Source organism: Janthinobacterium lividum, from assembly GCF_011601275.1.
GTDB classification, from domain to species: Bacteria; Pseudomonadota; Gammaproteobacteria; order Burkholderiales; family Burkholderiaceae_D; genus Janthinobacterium; species Janthinobacterium lividum_E.
This window is the reverse complement of record NZ_JAAOLY010000006.1, coordinates 211,551-227,567: the sequence shown is the minus strand read 5'-3', so window position 1 is coordinate 227,567 and position 16,017 is coordinate 211,551. Positions and strand designations below refer to the sequence as shown.

Here is a 16,017-nt window from a genome sequence, read left to right as displayed (position 1 = left end):
AGCCACATGGAATGACGACAAAATCGTTGTGTGGCGCAGCAAGACGCGCCGTTGGCAGGACTGGAAAGACAATCCGCGCAGACGGATTTTTTTCACAGTTGGTTTGTACGTTAAATATAATATGCCACCGGCAAGACCCGGGCGGCGAGAGAGACAACCATGATGAAAAGTATCGTTTGCGATACACCCGGCAGTTTGCGCATGGAGCAGCGCCCCGTGCCTGTGCCCGCCGAGGGCGAAGTGCTGCTGCGCATACGCCGCGTCGGCATCTGCGGCACCGACATGCATATCTTCCGCGGCACCCAGCCTTTCCTCAGCTATCCGCGCGTGATGGGCCATGAATTGTCCGGTCATATCCACAGCGCGCCAGCCGGCTCGCGCCTGGCCGCGGGCGATCAGGTCTACGTGATGCCCTACCTGTCGTGCGGTACTTGCGTGGCCTGCCGCCAGGGCAAGACCAACTGCTGCACCCGCATCGAAGTGCTGGGCGTGCACCGCGACGGCGGCATGACGGAATACCTGGCGCTGCCCGAACGCTTCGTCTTCAAGACGGAAGGCATCTCGCTCGACGACGCGGCCATGATCGAATTTCTCGCCATCGGCGCGCACGCCGTCAAGCGCGGCGCGGTGGACGCCGGCAAGCGCGTGCTGGTGGTGGGCGCCGGTCCGATCGGCATGGCCGTGATGCTGTTCGCGTCCTTGAAAGGCGCCGACGTGACGGTGCTCGACGGCCGCGCCGACCGTTTGCAGTTCTGCCGCGACGCGCTGGGTATCACCCGCACGGTGCAGCTGGGCGACGGCGACAAGGAGCAGTTGTCGGACGCCACCGGCGGCGAGTTCTTCGACGTGGTGTTTGACGCCACTGGCAATATCGCCGCCATGGAACGGGGCCTCGATTTCGTCGCCCACGGCGGCTCCTATGTGCTGGTCTCCATCGTGCGCGACCGCCTGTCCTTTTCCGACCCGGAATTCCACAAGCGCGAAACGACCTTGCTGGGCAGCCGCAACGCCACCGCCGATGATTTCGAGGAAGTGGTGGCGGCCATGAAGGCGGGCAAAGTCCCCACCGCGCTGCTCAATACCCACCGCACCACGCTCGATGAATTTACGGGCGTGCTCGATCGCTGGATGCAGCCCGAGGCCGGTGTCATCAAGGCCATCGTCGAGGTCTGAGATGAGCGATCTCAATCCCATACTGCAGTTCGGCACCAGCCGCTTCCTGCAGGCGCACGCCGACCTGTTCGTCAGCGAAGCGGCCAAGGCAGGCCAGGCGCTCGGCCATATCACCATCGTGCAAACGACCGGCAGCGCGCAGGGCGCGGCGCGGGTGGCGGCGTTTCGCCAGGCCGGCGGCTACCCCGTGCGCATCCGCGGCTGGCAGGACGGCGCGCAAGTCGATGAAGAGCGCCGCGCCGACGCCGTCACGCAAGCGTGGCAGGTCGGCAGCGACTGGCGGCAGGTGCGCGATGCGGCCGTGGCCGCGCGCGTGATCGTCTCGAATACGGGCGACACGGGCTACCAGCTCGATGACGCCGACCACGCCGGCATGCTCGGTGGCGCGCTTGTCCCCGCCAGCTTTCCCGCCAAGCTGCTGGTGCTGCTGCACGACCGCTTCCTGGCCGGCGCCGCGCCCATCTCGATTTTTCCATGCGAACTGGTGGCCGACAACGGTCATGTACTGCGCCAGGTGGTCGTGACCCTGGCGCGGCAGTGGCGCTGCGATGCCGCGTTCATCGCCTACCTGCAAACGGGCTGCCTGTGGATCAATTCCCTCGTCGACCGCATCGTTTCCGAACCGATCGAACCGGTGGGCGCGGTGGCCGAACCCTATGCGCTGTGGGCCGTCGAGGCGCAGGAAGGCATGCTGCTGCCGTGCCGCCACCCGCAGCTGGTGGTGACGGGCAATCTGCGCGAGTATGAGCAGCGCAAGCTGTTCCTGCTCAACCTGGGCCACACCTATCTGGCGCAGCTGTGGATGGAACGGGGCAGCCCGGCCGGCATGACGGTGCGCGAGGCGATGGACGATGGCGCCATGCGCGCCGCGCTGGAAGCCCTGTGGCACGAGGAAGTGCTGCCCGTGTTTGCCGCCATGGGCGCGCGGCACGGCGACGCCGCGCTGGCCTACGTGGGGCAGGTCAGGGAGCGCTTTGGCAATCCCTTTCTCGCGCACCGCCTGGCCGACATCGCCCAGCACCACGCCGGCAAGATCGAGCGCCGCATGGCGCCCGTGGCGGCGCTGGCGCGGCAGCTTTGTCCCGCCCTGGCGCAGCCGCGCCTGGACGCCATGCTGGCACCGGGAGCGCAGCCGTGAACGCCCCGCTCAGCGCAGTTGTTTCTTTTCTGGCATGCCGATCCAATCCGATATCGACTAAAATGGCCCACTCATCCACTTTCCCTTTCGCTGGCATAGCGCGTTCATTCATCCATGTCCAAACCCGCCACCGTCTTCAAGCGCAGTACCAATCTGCTGTTGCAATTTCTCGCCGAGAATGTCGCAGTGGGCGAGATGCTGCCGACGGAGCAGTTCCTGACCACGATCTGCCAGGGCAGCCGTACTGCCATCCGCAGCGCGATCGCGTATCTGTCGACGCGGCGGCTGATCGCCAGTCCGGCGGACCGGCGCCTGCTGCGCAAACCCATACCGGGCGACTACTTCGATATCTCCGAATTGCAGTCGGGGGCGGAGCGCATCCAGCAAGTGCTGATGGAACGCGTGTACCAGCGCGACATGCCGCCCGGCGCGGAGTTTTCGGAAGCGGAGCTGGCGCGCGAGGCGGGCGCCAGTACCGTCAGCGTGCGCGAATTCCTGATCGGCTTTTCGCGCTTCGGCCTGATCGAAAAGAAGCCGCGCGGCGGCTGGCGCCTGTGCGCGTTCGACCGCTCGTTCGCCACCGAGCTGGCGGACATGCGGCGCATGTTCGAGATGGCGGCCGTGGAGCAGTTTGCGCGCCTGCCGCATGGCGATCCGGCGTATGCGGAACTGGCGCGGCTGATCAAGCAGCACGAGAAGCTGGCCGCCAGGATAGACACGCGCCACAATGCGTTTCCGGCGCTGGACCGCGAGTTCCACACCTTCCTGATCGGCCTCTTGAACAACCGCTTCGCGCAGGGTTTCTACGATATCGTCTCGTTCGTGTTCCACTATCACTACCAGTGGGACAAGGGCGAGGAAAAGGGCCGCAACCAGTACGCGCTGCAGGAGCATTTGGCGATCCTGCGCGCGCTGGCCGAGCACGACGTGCCGAAGGCGCTCGGTGCCATGCGCTCGCACCTCGATTCCTCGCGCAGCACCATGCTGTCGTCGATCGGCACGCGGGAAAAACTGAGCCAGCCGGGCGCCTAGCCGTCTTTGCCGGGGAGGGCGCGCCATGAGCCTCGCTTCCCAGCCTAGCAGCCTGCTGCTGATGTCGCCCGAGGATAACTGCCTGATCGCCAGGACGGAATTGGCCTGCGGCGACGTGGTCGCCATCGACGGCGTGCCCGTCATCCTGGCGCAAAACATCCAGATCGGCCACAAGGTGGCGCGCCGCGCGCTGGCCGTGGGCGACAAGGTGCTGCGCTACGGCGCCCTGATCGGCAGCATCACGGCCCCCGTCGCCATCGGCGAGCATATCCATACGCACAACCTGGCAAGCGATTACATCCCCACGTTTACCCTGGGCCAGGACGGCCACCATTTCCTGGACAAGGACGACCAAGCATGAACGCTCCCGTAACGACACCGGCCTCGGCCCTCTCGGGCTATCTGCGCGCCGATGGCCGCAAGGGCATCCGCAATATCGTGGTGGTGGCCTATATGGTCGAATGCGCGCACCACGTGGCGCGCCTGATGGTCAACGCCTTTCCCGGCCAGCCCGTGCACCTGATCGGCTTTACGGGCTGCTTCCCCAACGAATACGCGGACCAGGTGATGCGCCGCCTGCTGACGCACCCGAACGTGGGCGCCGTGCTGCTGGTGTCCCTGGGCTGCGAAGGTTTCAACAAATATGGCCTCTCCAGCGCCGTGGCCGACAGCGACCGTCCCGTGCACACGATTACCATCCAGGAAAACAGCGGCACCCGCCCCAGCGTGAGCAGCGGCGTCGAGTGGATCGGCTGGGCGCTGGAACACCTGGCGCAGCAGGTACGTGTGCCGATGGGGATCGACGAACTGGTGGTGGCCACCATCTGCGGCGGCTCCGACAGCACCAGCGGCATCAGCGCCAACCCGGCCGTCGGCGTGGCGTTCGACACCCTGATCGCGGCCGGCAGCCCCTGCATCTTCGAAGAGACGGGCGAACTGGTGGGCTGCGAATACCACATGCAGCGGCGCGCCGTCAGTCCGGACCTGGGCAATGCCATCGTCGAAACCGTGGCCAAGGCGGCGCGCTACTACACCATCATGGGCCATGGCAGTTTCTCGCCGGGCAACGCCGATGGCGGCCTCACCACGCAGGAAGAAAAGTCGCTGGGCGCCTACGCCAAGAGCGGTTCCTCGCCCATCGTCGGCATTTTGAAGCCGGGCGACCAGCCGGCCGGCGGCGGCCTGTACCTGCTCGACGTGGTGCCGGACGGCGAGCCGCGCTTCGGTTTCCCGAACGTGTCGGACAACGCGGAAATCGTCGAACTCATTTCCTGCGGCGCCCATATCACCTTGTTCACGACCGGACGCGGTTCCGTCGTCGGCTCGGCGATTTCGCCCGTCATCAAGGTGTGCGCCAATCCGCAAACCTTCGAGCGCCTGGCCGACGACATGGATATCAATGCCGGCAAGATCCTCACGGGCGAAGCCACCCTGGAAGAAGTAGGCGCGGAAATCGTCGCCGCGGTGCTGAACGTCGCCAACGGAGAACTGAGCCGCTCGGAAGACCTGGGCCACCAGGAATTCGTGCTCACCTATAAACAATTCGACGCGGTGGGGCCAGGCTGTTTCCCCTTGCGCGCTGCTTGAGGACCGGGTTCATGGATGTCACACAATTGCGCACCCTGCCGCGTGGCGGCCTGTCGCTGCCCTGCATCGGCATGGGTTGCGCCCCGGTAGGCGGCTTGTACCAGCCCGTCAGCGACGCGCAGGCGCGCGCCACGCTCGATGGCGCCTGGGATGCCGGCGTGCGTTTCTTCGATACGGCGCCGTTCTATGGCTATACCCAGTCCGAACGCCGTCTCGGTGCGGCGCTGCGCGAGCGGCCCCGCGAACATTTTGTTGTCAGCACCAAGGTGGGACGGCTGATGCGGCCCGATGCCTCCGTGCGCCCCGGCGACGACGGCTTTGCCGCGCCGCTGCCGTTCCGCCCCCATTACGACTACACGTATGACGGCGTGCTGCGTTCGCACGAGGACAGCCTGCAGCGGCTGGGACTCGAGCGCATCGATATCCTGTTCGTGCACGATATCGGCAAGGCCACGCATGGCGAACAGGATCAGCACTACTGGCGCCAGCTGACGGCCGGCGGCGGTTTTCGCGCGCTGGACCAATTGCGCGCCAGCGGCCAGGTGAAAGCCGTAGGCCTCGGCGTCAACGAATGCGAAATCGTGCTGCGGGCAATGGCGGAATTCGATCTCGATTGCACCTTGCTGGCCGGCCGCTATACCTTGCTGGAGCAGGCTTCGCTGTCGCCATTGCTGGACGCCTGCGTGGAACGCGGCAACGCCATCGTGATTGGCGGCCCGTTCAACTCGGGCGTGCTGGCCGGGAACGGCAAGTTCAACTACGCCGATGCACCAGCCGCGATACTCCAGCGCGTGGCGCGCCTGGACGCCGTCTGCCGTGAATTCGGCGTGCCGCTGCAGGCCGCGGCCCTGCAGTTTCCGCTCGCCCATCCGGCCGTGGTGTCCTGCATTCCGGGCGGCGAGGACGTGGCGCAGCTGCGGCAAAACCTGGACTGGTTCGCCACGCCGCTGCCTGACGCCCTGTGGCTGGCGCTGCGGGACGCGGACTTGATCGATGCGCGCGCACCGCTGCCTGCGGGAGTGGCCGCATGATGCGCATCGACGCCCACCAGCACTTCTGGCAACTGGCGGCGCGCACCGGCAGCTGGCCACCGCCATCGCTGGCCGCCATCCACCGCGATTTTGCGCCCGCCGACCTGGCGCCGCTGCTGGCCGCGCACGGCATCGCCGGCACCGTGCTGGTGCAGTCGCTGCCGTCGGCTGCCGATACCGACTACCTGCTGGCGCTGGCGGAACAGAACAGCTTTATTCGGGCCGTCGTGGGCTGGACCGATCTGCTGGCGCCTGACGCGCCGGCCACTATCGCCCGTCTGGCGTCGCACGGCAAGCTCAAAGGCTTGCGGCCCATGCTGCAGGATATCGACGACGATCAGTGGATCGCCAATCCCGCGCTGGCGCCAGCCCTGGCCGCCATGGTGGAACACGGCTTGCGGCTGGACGCGCTGGTGCTGCCGCGCCACTTGCCCGCGCTGCTGCATTGTGCCCGCGACTATCCGCTGCTCCCCATCGTGATCGACCATGCGGCCAAGCCGCCGATCGCCGATGCCGGCTTCGGCACCTGGCGTGCAGACATGGCGCTGCTGGCCGCGCTGCCGAACGTGCACTGCAAGCTGTCCGGGCTGGTGACGGAAGCGCGGCCCGGCTGGAACGTGGACGACCTGCGCCCTTATGCCGCATATGTGCTGGACGTGTTCGGCCCCCGGCGCGTGATCTGGGGCAGCGACTGGCCCGTGGTGAACCTGGCCGGCGGCTATGCGGCGTGGCTGGCCGCCAGCGAGGCGTTGCTGGCGCATCTGGGGCAAGAGGATAGGGACGATATTTTCGGACGCAATGCCTGCCGGTTTTATGGTTTTGATTAAACGCTGGTGGTGCGCTTGTTGGCTTACGTCGGCCAAGGCCGTCTAAGCCAACCTACGGATCACCGCGATGCCAACAAAAAGGAGTCGCAATGCAAAGAATGGGCATGGTCATCGGCATCGCGCCGGACCACATCGTTGAATACAAAGCCCTGCACGCCGACGTCTGGCCGCAGGTGCTGGCAAGGCTGGCGGCCGCGCATGTCCGCAATTATTCGATCTTCCTGCGCGAGCCGGAAAACCTGCTGTTCGGCTACTGGGAATACCACGGCGAGGATTTTTCAGCCGACATGGCGGCCATTGCCGCCGACCCGGAAACGCAGCGCTGGTGGACTTTTTGCGCACCGTGCCAGGAACCCCTGGCTTCGCGCGCCGAGGGTGAGCACTGGGCGATGATGGAACAGGTCTTCCACGTGAGTTAGCAAAAATCCGGGGTCAGACCCGCCGGAACTCGGCGTCCCCGTCTGACCCCAGCCGTTAAGGTGTTGGGTTAAAAAATATAAAACCAGGAGACAAAAAATGACCGCCAGACTACAAGGCAAAATCGCCCTGCTCACCGCCGCCGGCCAGGGCATCGGCCGGGCCACGGCCGAAGCGTTCGTGCGCGAAGGCGCCACCGTGATCGCCACCGATATCAACCAGGCCCAGCTCGACGCGTTGAAAGAGGCGACGGGCTGCGCCATCCGCCGGCTCGACGTGACCGATGGCGCCGCCATCACCGCGCTGGCCGACGAGATCGGCCCCGTCGATATCCTGTTCAATTGCGCCGGCTTCGTCGATGGCGGCACCATCCTCGACTGTGACGATGCGGCCTGGGACCGTTCCTTCGACATCAACGCGCGCTCCATGTACCGGCTGATGCGCGCCGTCCTGCCCGGCATGCTGGCCAGGGGCGCCGGCTCCATCGTCAATATGTCGTCGGTGGCGTCGAGCGTGAAGGGCGCGCCGAACCGCTTTATCTACGGCACCTCGAAGGCGGCCGTGGTGGGCATGACCAAATCGGTGGCGGCGGACTTCGTCACGCGCGGCATCCGCTGCAATGCGATCTGCCCCGGCACCATCGAGTCGCCGTCGCTGAAGGAACGCATTGCGGCCCAGGCGGCAGCGACGGGCGTGAGCATCGATGAAGTGCTGGCGGCGTTTGTCGCCCGCCAGCCGATGGGCAGAGTGGGCAGGGCAGAGGAAATCGCCGCCCTGGCCGTCTACCTGGCTTCCGACGAATCCGCCTTCACCACCGGTATGGTCCACGTCATCGATGGCGGTTGGTCAAATTAATTACAACAACGAGAGACACACATGAAACTGATGCGTTATGGCGCCAAGGGCGCTGAAAAACCTGCACTGATCGATGCTGACGGCGCCGTGCGCGACCTGTCCGGCGTACTGCCCGATATCACGGGCGCGACCTTGGGCAAGGATGGCCTGGCGACCCTGGCCGCCCTCGATATCGCCAGCCTGCCGGTGGTGGCGAATCCTGGCCGCATCGCGCCGCCGTGGAAGGGCGTGGGCAAGTTTTTGTGCGTGGGCTTGAACTATGCCGACCATGCTGCCGAATCGGGTATGGCCGTGCCGGCTGAACCGGTGCTGTTCATGAAAGCGACCAGCGCCATCATCGGCGCCAACGACGCCGTGGTGATGCCGCAGGATTCGAAGAAAAGCGACTGGGAAGTGGAACTGGGCGTGGTGATCGGCACCACCGCGCGCTATGTGAGCGAAGCCGATGCGCTGTCGCACGTGGCTGGCTACTGCGTGGTGAACGATTTGTCCGAACGCGAATACCAGCTTGAACGCGGCGGCCAGTGGGACAAGGGCAAGGGCTGCGACACCTTCGGCCCGATCGGCCCCTGGCTGGTCACAAGCGACGAAGTGGCGGACCCGCAAAACCTGGGCCTGTGGCTGGAAGTGAACGGCAAGCGCGTCCAGGATGGCAATACCAGAACCATGGTCTTCGGCGTGGCCAATCTGGTCAGCTACATCAGCCGCTTCATGACCTTGTACCCGGGCGACATCATCAGCACCGGCACGCCGCCGGGCGTGGGCATGGGGCAGAAGCCATCGGCCGTGTATCTGAAGCCGGGCGACACCATGCGCCTGGGGATCAGCGGACTTGGTGAACAGCGGCAGACCGTGCATGCCTGGAATCCGGAACTGATCGACGGTTAAACCAGTAGCAGACCGGCGCGCCGCCAAGATGCTCAGACATCGGCGCGCCGGCCTATGGCAGCGGAGTGGAGGAGACACACCATGAATCAATCCGAAGAGATACTGGCGCTGAACAAGGTCAGCAAGCGCTTTCCCGGCGTGCTGGCGCTGGACAACGTCAGTTTCAGTTTGCGCCGCGGCGAAGCGCATGCGCTGTGCGGCGAAAACGGCGCCGGCAAGTCCACCCTGATGAAGGTGATGAGCGGCGTGTACCAGGCCGACGAGGGAGAACTCGTCTACAAGGGCAAGGTGTGCAGTTTTTCCTGCAGCGTGGATGCGGAGGCGGCCGGCATCGCCATCATCCACCAGGAACTGAACCTGATCCCGCACCTGAGCGTGGCCGAGAATATTTTTCTCGCACGCGAACCGGTGCGCGGCATCTTCATCGACCGCAAGAAAATGCGCGCCGATGCGCAGGCGCTGCTGGACCGGTTGAAGCTGCGCATCGACCCGCGCCAGTTGGTGAAAAACCTGTCCTGCGCGCAGCAGCAAATGGTGGAAATCGCCAAGGCGCTGTCGCTCAATACGGAAGTGCTGATCATGGACGAGCCCACGTCGTCGCTGACGGAAAGCGAGACAGGCCAGCTGTTCGACATCATCAATGAACTCAAGCGCAACGGCGTGAGCGTGGTCTACATTTCGCACCGGCTCGAAGAGATGCAGCACATCATCGACAGAGTGACGGTGCTGCGCGACGGTAAATTCGTCTGCACCGACGATTTTGCCAGCACGAGCCTGGACGCCATCGTGGCGAAGATGGTGGGCCGCACCCTCGATGAAAAATTCCCCGACCGCGTATCAAAGCCAACGGCTGACGTGCTGCTGCGCGTGACCGATTTGCACCGCAAGGATGTCTTCGGCCCGCTGAGCTTTGATTTGCGGCGCGGTGAAATCCTCGGCTTTTCCGGCCTGATGGGGGCGGGGCGCACGGAAGTGGCGCGCGCCATCTTCGGCGCCGATCCGCTTACCAGCGGCGCCATCCACCTGGGCGACGTGGCGGTGACGATCGACAGCCCCATCGACGCCATCGGCCACGGCATCGCCTACCTGTCGGAAGACCGCAAGAGCCACGGGCTGGCGATCCGCATGTCGGTGGCGGCCAATCTCACCTTGACGAATGTATCGGGGCTGGCGAACCGTTTCGGCTTCATCGACTTCGCCAGGGAAGAGGCGGTGGCGCAGCAGTACATTGCGACGCTGGGCATCAAGACGCCGACGTCGAAGCAGATCGCGCGCAATCTGTCGGGCGGCAACCAGCAAAAGATCGTCATCAGCAAATGGCTGTACCGCGAATCGAAAATCATCTTCTTCGACGAACCCACGCGCGGCATCGACGTGGGCGCCAAGTTCGCCATCTACCAGCTGCTCGACAAGCTGGCGTCGGAAGGCATCGGCGTGGTGCTGATCACGTCCGAGCTGCCCGAGATCATGGGCATGACGGACCGGGTGGCCGTGTTTCATGAAGGGCGCATCAGCGGCATCGTCAACACGCGCGAGTCGTCGCAGGAAGAGATCATGCAGCTCGCATCGGGCCGCCAGGCAGCAATGCATTAACATCAGAAAGCCACAAGAAAATGAATAAAGAACTGATACAAAAATTCGCCGCGCTGGGCAGCCTGTCGCTGTTGCTGCTCGTGTTTTCGCTGACCAGCAACGCCTTTTTCTCCGTCAGCAACGGCATGAGCGTGGCCTTGCAAGTGACGTCGATCGCCTACCTGGGCATTGCCGCCACCTGCGTCATCATCACGGGCGGCATTGACTTGAGTTCCGGCTCCGTGCTGGCGCTGGCCGGCGTGGCCGCCGCGCTGCTGGTGAAAAGCGGCGTGCCCGTGCCGGCCGCCATGCTGGGCGGCGTCGTGGTGGGCGCCATGTGTGGCGCCGTCAACGGCTTTTGCATCACGCAACTGAAGCTGCCGCCCTTCATCGCCACCTTGGGCATGATGCTGATCGCACGTGGCCTGGCGCTGCAGGTGACGGGCGCGCGCGCCATTTCCGGCCTGGGCGAATCGTTCGGCGAACTCGGTAACGGCGTGTTGTGGCGCATCGAGCGCGACACGGGCGGCACCTTTCCCGAAGTCGTGTTTCCCGGCATTCCGTATCCGGTGGTGTTGATGGTGGTGATCGCCGTGGCCGTCTCCATCATGCTCAGTCGCACCACCTTTGGCCGGCATATCTATGCCGTGGGCTCGAATGCGGAAGCGGCGCGCCTGTCGGGCGTGAAGGTGGGCCGCGTGACCCTGCTCGTGTACACCCTGTCCGGCGCCTTGTCGGGCCTGACGGGCTGCGTGCTGATGTCGCGCCTGGTGACGGCGCAGCCGAACGAAGGCGTGATGTACGAACTTGATGCGATCGCCAGCGCCGTGATCGGCGGCGCTTCGCTGATCGGCGGCATCGGCACCATTTCCGGTACCGTCATCGGCTCCTTCGTCATCGGCATCCTGCGCAACGGCTTGAACATGAACGGGGTATCGAGCTTTATCCAGCAAATCATTATCGGACTGGTCATCTTGCTGACCGTCTGGATCGATCAGAAGCGCAACCGCGCCTGAAGCAGCAAGCAGCACGCATGAAGTCAATCCACCAAATCTATAATTATTAAATGAGGACGACAATGAACACCATCAAAGCCATGTCGCTGGGTCTGTTGACCGCAGCATTTGCCCTGAGCTCCAGCGCCGCCTTCGCCGCCCCGGGCGAAATCGCCGTGATCGTCAAGACGACCAATTCCAACTACTGGCAAAACGTAAAAAAAGGCGCCACGGCCAGCGCGGCAGACGCCAAGGGCTACAGCCTGACCTTCCAGGGACCGGCCTCGGAATCGGCCATCGCCGATCAGGTCAGCATGGTGGAAAACGCCGTCACGCGCAAGGTGGCTGGCATCGTGCTGGCCGCCTCGGACCCGGACGCGCTGGTGCCGGCGCTGAAAAAAGCGTGGGAGGCGAAGATTCCCGTCGTGCTGATCGATTCCCTGGTGGCCGACAGCGGCAAGCGCTATTACCAGTCCTTCCTGTCGACCGACAATGAAGCGGCCGGCGAGCAAAGCGCCAAGGCGCTGATCTCGCAAGTGGGCAAGACGGGCAAGATCGCCGTGATGTCGTACGTGGCGGGCGCCGGTTCCGAGACGGGCAGGGTGGGCGGCTTCAAGCGCTATATCGAAAAGAACTCGCAGCTGCAGATCGTCGGCACGTATTACTCGCAGTCGCAGATGGCCACGGCGCTGAACCAGACGACCGACGTGCTGGCCTCGAATCCGGACCTGAAGGGCATCTTCGGCGCCAATGAGCCGACGGCCGTGGGCATGGGCCGCGCCATCGCGCAGGCGGGCAAGGCCGGCAAGGTGATCGCCGTGGGCTTCGACGGCAATGAAGACCTGAAAAACTTCGTCAAGGACGGCACCCTGTATGCGACCGCCGTGCAGGGTTCGTACTCGATGGGCGCGCTGGGCGTGAAAACCCTCGTCAGCCTGATCGAAGGCAAGAAGGTCGCACCGTTCGTCAACACGGGCGTGGTGATTGTCACCAAGGCCAATGTCGACCTGCCGGAAGCGAAGAACGTTTTGTATTGAGTGATCAGCTGATCGTCAGGCGCTGCTTCAATTCCTTGAGCAGCGTGCCCGTCTTGGCGGTGAGCTGGCGCGCCAGCGGCCAGGCCAGCGAGAGCGGCAAGCCTGGCGTGGCGCAGGCCGGCAGTACTTCGACGATGGCGCCGCTGGCCAGGTGCTCGTGCACCAGCCAGGTCGCCTGCTGCGCGATGCCCAGGCCGGCCAGCACGGCGGCCGTCTGCGCTTCGGCGTCCCCCACGGTCAGGCGCGGATGGACGGCCCTCCGTTGCACTCCGTCCTCGCCGGCAGACAGCCATGGCGCCGCCGTGCCGTCGCCGCGGCCGTAGGCGATGCAGTCGTGGCCATCGAGGTCCGCGATGGCGAGCGGCGTGCCGCGCCGCGCCAGGTAGGCGGGCGCCGCGCAAAAGATCAGGCGCTCTTCGCCCAAGGGCATCTGTCCCAGCGTTGGAGGCCAGCTGCCCGGCGCGCCGATGCGCACGGCGATATCGATGCGCTCTTCGAACAGGTCGGCAAAGCGGTCGCTGAAGCTGATCGACGGCTGCAGCTGCGGATACTTTTCGCACAGTGCAATCAGCGCCGGCATCACGCGCATGCGGCCATACGAAGCGGGCACGCCGATGCGCACCTTGCCTGCCAGTTCCCCATCTTGCTCGGCCAGCACGTTTTCCGCATCGACCAGTTCCTGCAGCACGCGCTTGCAGGTGGCGTAATAAGCATGCCCGGCGCTGCTCAACTGCAAACGCCGCGTGCTGCGCTCGAACAGAATCACGCCCAGGCGCGCTTCCAGTCGCGCCACGCTCTTGCTCACGGCCGAGCTGCTCAGGTGCAGCCGCGCGGCAGCTTTGGTGAAACTGCCGGCGTCGGCGGTGGCAAGAAAGGGCGCGATGCCTTTCAAATGTTCGGACATGATTGCAGAATATTTTTCACGAATAAGGTGAAATACTATCGCAGATAAGAATTCCTGTCCGCTATATCATGGCTTTTTACACAGGCACTGGAGCATCCATGAACAAGCACGCATTGATTATCGGCGCCAGCGGCGTTATCGGCAGTAACCTGGCCACGCACTTGCTGGCGCAGGGCTGGCAGGTGACGGGCGTCTCGCGCGGCCGCACCCTCGTGCCTGCCGGCTGCGCGGCCCTGCGGCTCGACGCGACGGATGGCACTGCCGTCGCCGCCGCGCTAGCTGGCCTGGACGCCAGCCACGTCTTCTTCACGGCCTGGGCACGCCAGGAAAACGAGCGGGAAAACATCCGCGTCAATGGCGCCATGGTCGCCAATGTGCTGGCCGCGCTGGGCCCCACCGGCCACTTGCGCCATGCTGCGCTGGTCACTGGTCTCAAGCATTACCTGGGGCCGTTCGACGCCTATGGCAAGGGCAGCGTGCCCGTCACGCCGTTCCGCGAAGAGCAGGGTCGCCAGGACGTCGAGAATTTTTATTATGAGCAGGAAGACCGGCTGTTCGACGCGGCCGCGCGGCACGGTTTTACGTGGAGCGTGCACCGCCCGCACACCATCATTGGCTACGCGCTGGGCAATGCCATGAACATGGGCCTGACCCTGGCCGTGTATGCGAATTTGTGCAAGGCCAGCGGCCAGCCCTTCGTCTTTCCGGGCTCGCCCGCGCAATGGCACGGCCTCTCCGACATGACGGACGCGGGCCAGATCGCGCGCCACCTGGCGTGGGCGGCCGACAGCCCCGCCGCGCGCAACGAGGACTTCAATATCGTCAACGGCGACGTGTTCCGCTGGAAGTGGCTGTGGCCGCGCCTGGCCGCCTACTTCGGCGTCGAGGCGGCGGATCTGCCGGAGGTTATGGCACCGCTGGCCGGCCGCATGCAGGATGCGCCTGCGCAGTGGCGCGCCATCGCCGAGCAGCATGGCCTGGTGGAGGCGGACATCAGCCGCCTTGCTTCCTGGTGGCATACGGATGCGGACCTGGGGCGGCCGATGGAAGTGATGACGGACATGGGCAAGAGCCGCAAGGCGGGCTTTCTCAACTACCAGGATACGCAGGATGCCTTCGTCAATCTGTTCGACAGGCTGAAGGCGGAGCGCGTCATTCCCCGCTGACCCGGTCGCGCTAACCATGTTGTCGGCTTACGCCGTTCCGGCTAAGCCGACCTACCGGGCCATCGTGGTAAGCCGACATCCCCACACGCTATTCGGGCTTGCGCCGCTCTTGCGCCCGCTGCCATTCGAGGCCCGGGCGGTCGACGCGAAACTGCAGCAGCCGTCCCTGCACCACTTCCGTCACGTAGGCCGTGCGGCCATCGGGGCCGCCGAAGGTGATGTTGCTGGGCTTGGCACCGGGCACGCTGATTTCGCGCAGGATGCGCCCTTGCGGCGACAATTTGACCACCGTGCCCTTGCCGTAGCGCGTCACGTACAGGTTGCCGTCCACGTCCACGCGCATGCCGTCCATGCCGAAATCGTCGAACTTGATCAGCAATCGCTTGCCGCTCAGGCTGCCGTCAGCGGCGATGTCGTACATCCAGATATTGCGCTGCACGCTTTCATTCACGTACAAAATCTTGCCGTCGGGGCTGACCTCGATGCCGTTGGCCGTGCCCATGGTGTCGAGCGCCAGGGTCACCGTGCCGTCGGTCGCGATGCGCCACACGCGGCCCGTGTTTTCCTTCCAGTTCGGGTCGCTCGCATACAGCACGTCGTCGGCCGTGATGGCGATGTCGTTCGGCTGCGTCATGCGCGGCTCGCGCGCGTGGATGGTCAGCGCGCGCGTGGCCGGGTCGACCAGGTAGATCGTGTGTTCCATGTAGTCGGCCAGATACATCTGGCCCCGGCTGCCGAAGCGGATGCCGTTGGCGATGCTGGTGCCGGGCAGGGTCAGGTACACCTCGCCGGCGCCGCCGGGGCTGACCTTGCCGATTGTTTGCTGGCGCGCAAAGTTGACGGCATAGATATTGCCATCCGCATCCACGGCCGGGCCTTCGATGCCCTTGGTGAAGGAATGCGCAGGCGTGAGCGTGGTGGCGAGGAACAGCGCCTCGTGCGCGGGCTGGCTGGCGCAGGCGGACAGGCTGGCCAGCGCGGCGGCCATTACGGCCGTGCGCAGCGACGGCAGGGCATATCGGGATTGGTGCATCGGTGTTCTCTGTATGGCAAAGGTGGCGTATGTTACCCGACGCGCGCCAGCCGGGGCGCCTGGCTAGGCCGCCACGACGACCAGGTCGGGGAAGTCGTCCTGCCAGCCGGGGCGCCTGGCTAGGCCGCCACGACGACCAGGTCGGGGAAGTCGTCCTGCCAGCCGTCCCACTCGTCTTGCAGATGGGCGTGCATGCCGGCGCGCTCTTGCGCCTGATCGAAGGTGTCCGCGCTGGCCAGCAGAAAATGGGCGATGGCGCGCAGGGTGGCCGGGTCGGCCTGGATGGTCACGTCGGAGCAGCGTTGCGGACGTTCGGACGGCGCGTCTTGCAGATAGCAGTGCAGGGAAAGGTGTGGGTTCAT

At 64.9% G+C, this 16,017-nt stretch carries 17 protein-coding genes; 14 read left to right on the top strand and 3 right to left on the bottom strand.

Features of this window, described 5'->3' with window-relative positions; all coding sequences use genetic code 11:
- Nucleotides 1-162: 162 nt before the first annotated feature.
- From GYK42_RS11680 to GYK42_RS11620, 13 genes are all read left to right on the top strand, one after another.
- Nucleotides 163-1,173 (top strand): zinc-binding alcohol dehydrogenase family protein, encoded by a 1,011-nt coding sequence (locus GYK42_RS11680; RefSeq protein WP_166447726.1) that lies wholly within the window; start codon nucleotides 163-165, stop codon nucleotides 1,171-1,173.
- A 1-nt stretch (nucleotide 1,174) separates the two neighbouring features.
- The gene (locus GYK42_RS11675) at nucleotides 1,175-2,311 is read left to right on the top strand and encodes a mannitol dehydrogenase family protein (protein WP_166447641.1); all 1,137 of its coding nucleotides are present in this window, start codon (nucleotides 1,175-1,177) and stop codon (nucleotides 2,309-2,311) included.
- 114 nt (nucleotides 2,312-2,425) lie between these two features.
- A complete protein-coding gene (locus GYK42_RS11670; protein ID WP_166447640.1) occupies nucleotides 2,426-3,343 on the top strand; it encodes a GntR family transcriptional regulator in 918 nt (305 codons plus the stop codon).
- Between the two features lie 25 nt (nucleotides 3,344-3,368).
- Entirely contained in the window at nucleotides 3,369-3,704 is a 336-nt protein-coding gene (locus GYK42_RS11665; protein ID WP_166447639.1) for a UxaA family hydrolase, read from the top strand.
- A complete protein-coding gene (locus tag GYK42_RS11660) occupies nucleotides 3,701-4,930 on the top strand; it encodes a UxaA family hydrolase (protein WP_166447638.1) in 1,230 nt (409 codons plus the stop codon). The genes GYK42_RS11665 and GYK42_RS11660 overlap by 4 nt, the downstream gene beginning before the upstream one ends.
- A gap of 11 nt (nucleotides 4,931-4,941) precedes the next feature.
- Nucleotides 4,942-5,961: an aldo/keto reductase gene (locus tag GYK42_RS11655; RefSeq protein WP_166447637.1), complete on the top strand. Its 1,020-nt coding sequence runs from the start codon at nucleotides 4,942-4,944 to the stop codon at nucleotides 5,959-5,961.
- Nucleotides 5,958-6,788, top strand: coding sequence for an amidohydrolase family protein (locus GYK42_RS11650; RefSeq protein ID WP_205711364.1), 831 nt, complete (start codon nucleotides 5,958-5,960; stop codon nucleotides 6,786-6,788). The genes GYK42_RS11655 and GYK42_RS11650 overlap by 4 nt, the downstream gene beginning before the upstream one ends.
- Before the next feature lie 89 nt (nucleotides 6,789-6,877).
- Nucleotides 6,878-7,207, top strand: coding sequence for an L-rhamnose mutarotase (locus GYK42_RS11645; RefSeq protein WP_166447636.1), 330 nt, complete (start codon nucleotides 6,878-6,880; stop codon nucleotides 7,205-7,207).
- 97 nt (nucleotides 7,208-7,304) lie between these two features.
- Complete coding sequence (locus GYK42_RS11640) at nucleotides 7,305-8,060, top strand: SDR family oxidoreductase (protein ID WP_166447635.1); 756 nt, start codon at nucleotides 7,305-7,307, stop codon at nucleotides 8,058-8,060.
- 21 nt (nucleotides 8,061-8,081) lie between these two features.
- Nucleotides 8,082-8,948 (top strand): fumarylacetoacetate hydrolase family protein, encoded by an 867-nt coding sequence (locus tag GYK42_RS11635; protein WP_166447634.1) that lies wholly within the window; start codon nucleotides 8,082-8,084, stop codon nucleotides 8,946-8,948.
- 54 nt (nucleotides 8,949-9,002) lie between these two features.
- The gene (locus GYK42_RS11630; protein ID WP_166447633.1) at nucleotides 9,003-10,541 is read left to right on the top strand and encodes a sugar ABC transporter ATP-binding protein; all 1,539 of its coding nucleotides are present in this window, start codon (nucleotides 9,003-9,005) and stop codon (nucleotides 10,539-10,541) included.
- A gap of 20 nt (nucleotides 10,542-10,561) precedes the next feature.
- Nucleotides 10,562-11,536, top strand: a complete 975-nt coding sequence (locus GYK42_RS11625) for an ABC transporter permease (RefSeq protein ID WP_092714916.1) — start codon at nucleotides 10,562-10,564, stop codon at nucleotides 11,534-11,536.
- A gap of 62 nt (nucleotides 11,537-11,598) precedes the next feature.
- Entirely contained in the window at nucleotides 11,599-12,552 is a 954-nt protein-coding gene (locus GYK42_RS11620) for an ABC transporter substrate-binding protein (protein ID WP_166447632.1), read from the top strand.
- Nucleotides 12,553-12,556: 4 nt separating this feature from the next.
- Here GYK42_RS11620 and GYK42_RS11615 read toward each other — a convergent pair whose 3' ends face one another.
- Complete coding sequence (locus tag GYK42_RS11615) at nucleotides 12,557-13,456, bottom strand: LysR family transcriptional regulator (RefSeq protein WP_166447631.1); 900 nt, start codon at nucleotides 13,454-13,456, stop codon at nucleotides 12,557-12,559.
- A gap of 98 nt (nucleotides 13,457-13,554) precedes the next feature.
- Between GYK42_RS11615 and GYK42_RS11610 the strand changes: the two genes are divergently transcribed.
- Nucleotides 13,555-14,622, top strand: a complete 1,068-nt coding sequence (locus GYK42_RS11610) for an SDR family oxidoreductase (RefSeq protein ID WP_166447630.1) — start codon at nucleotides 13,555-13,557, stop codon at nucleotides 14,620-14,622.
- An 88-nt stretch (nucleotides 14,623-14,710) separates the two neighbouring features.
- On the opposite strand, the gene GYK42_RS11605 is transcribed toward GYK42_RS11610, so the two are convergent.
- Nucleotides 14,711-15,655, bottom strand: a complete 945-nt coding sequence (locus tag GYK42_RS11605) for an SMP-30/gluconolactonase/LRE family protein (RefSeq protein WP_205711363.1) — start codon at nucleotides 15,653-15,655, stop codon at nucleotides 14,711-14,713.
- A 119-nt stretch (nucleotides 15,656-15,774) separates the two neighbouring features.
- On the bottom strand, nucleotides 15,775-16,017 hold the full coding sequence (locus tag GYK42_RS11600) for an Imm32 family immunity protein (RefSeq protein ID WP_166447629.1): 243 nt from the start codon (nucleotides 16,015-16,017) through the stop codon (nucleotides 15,775-15,777).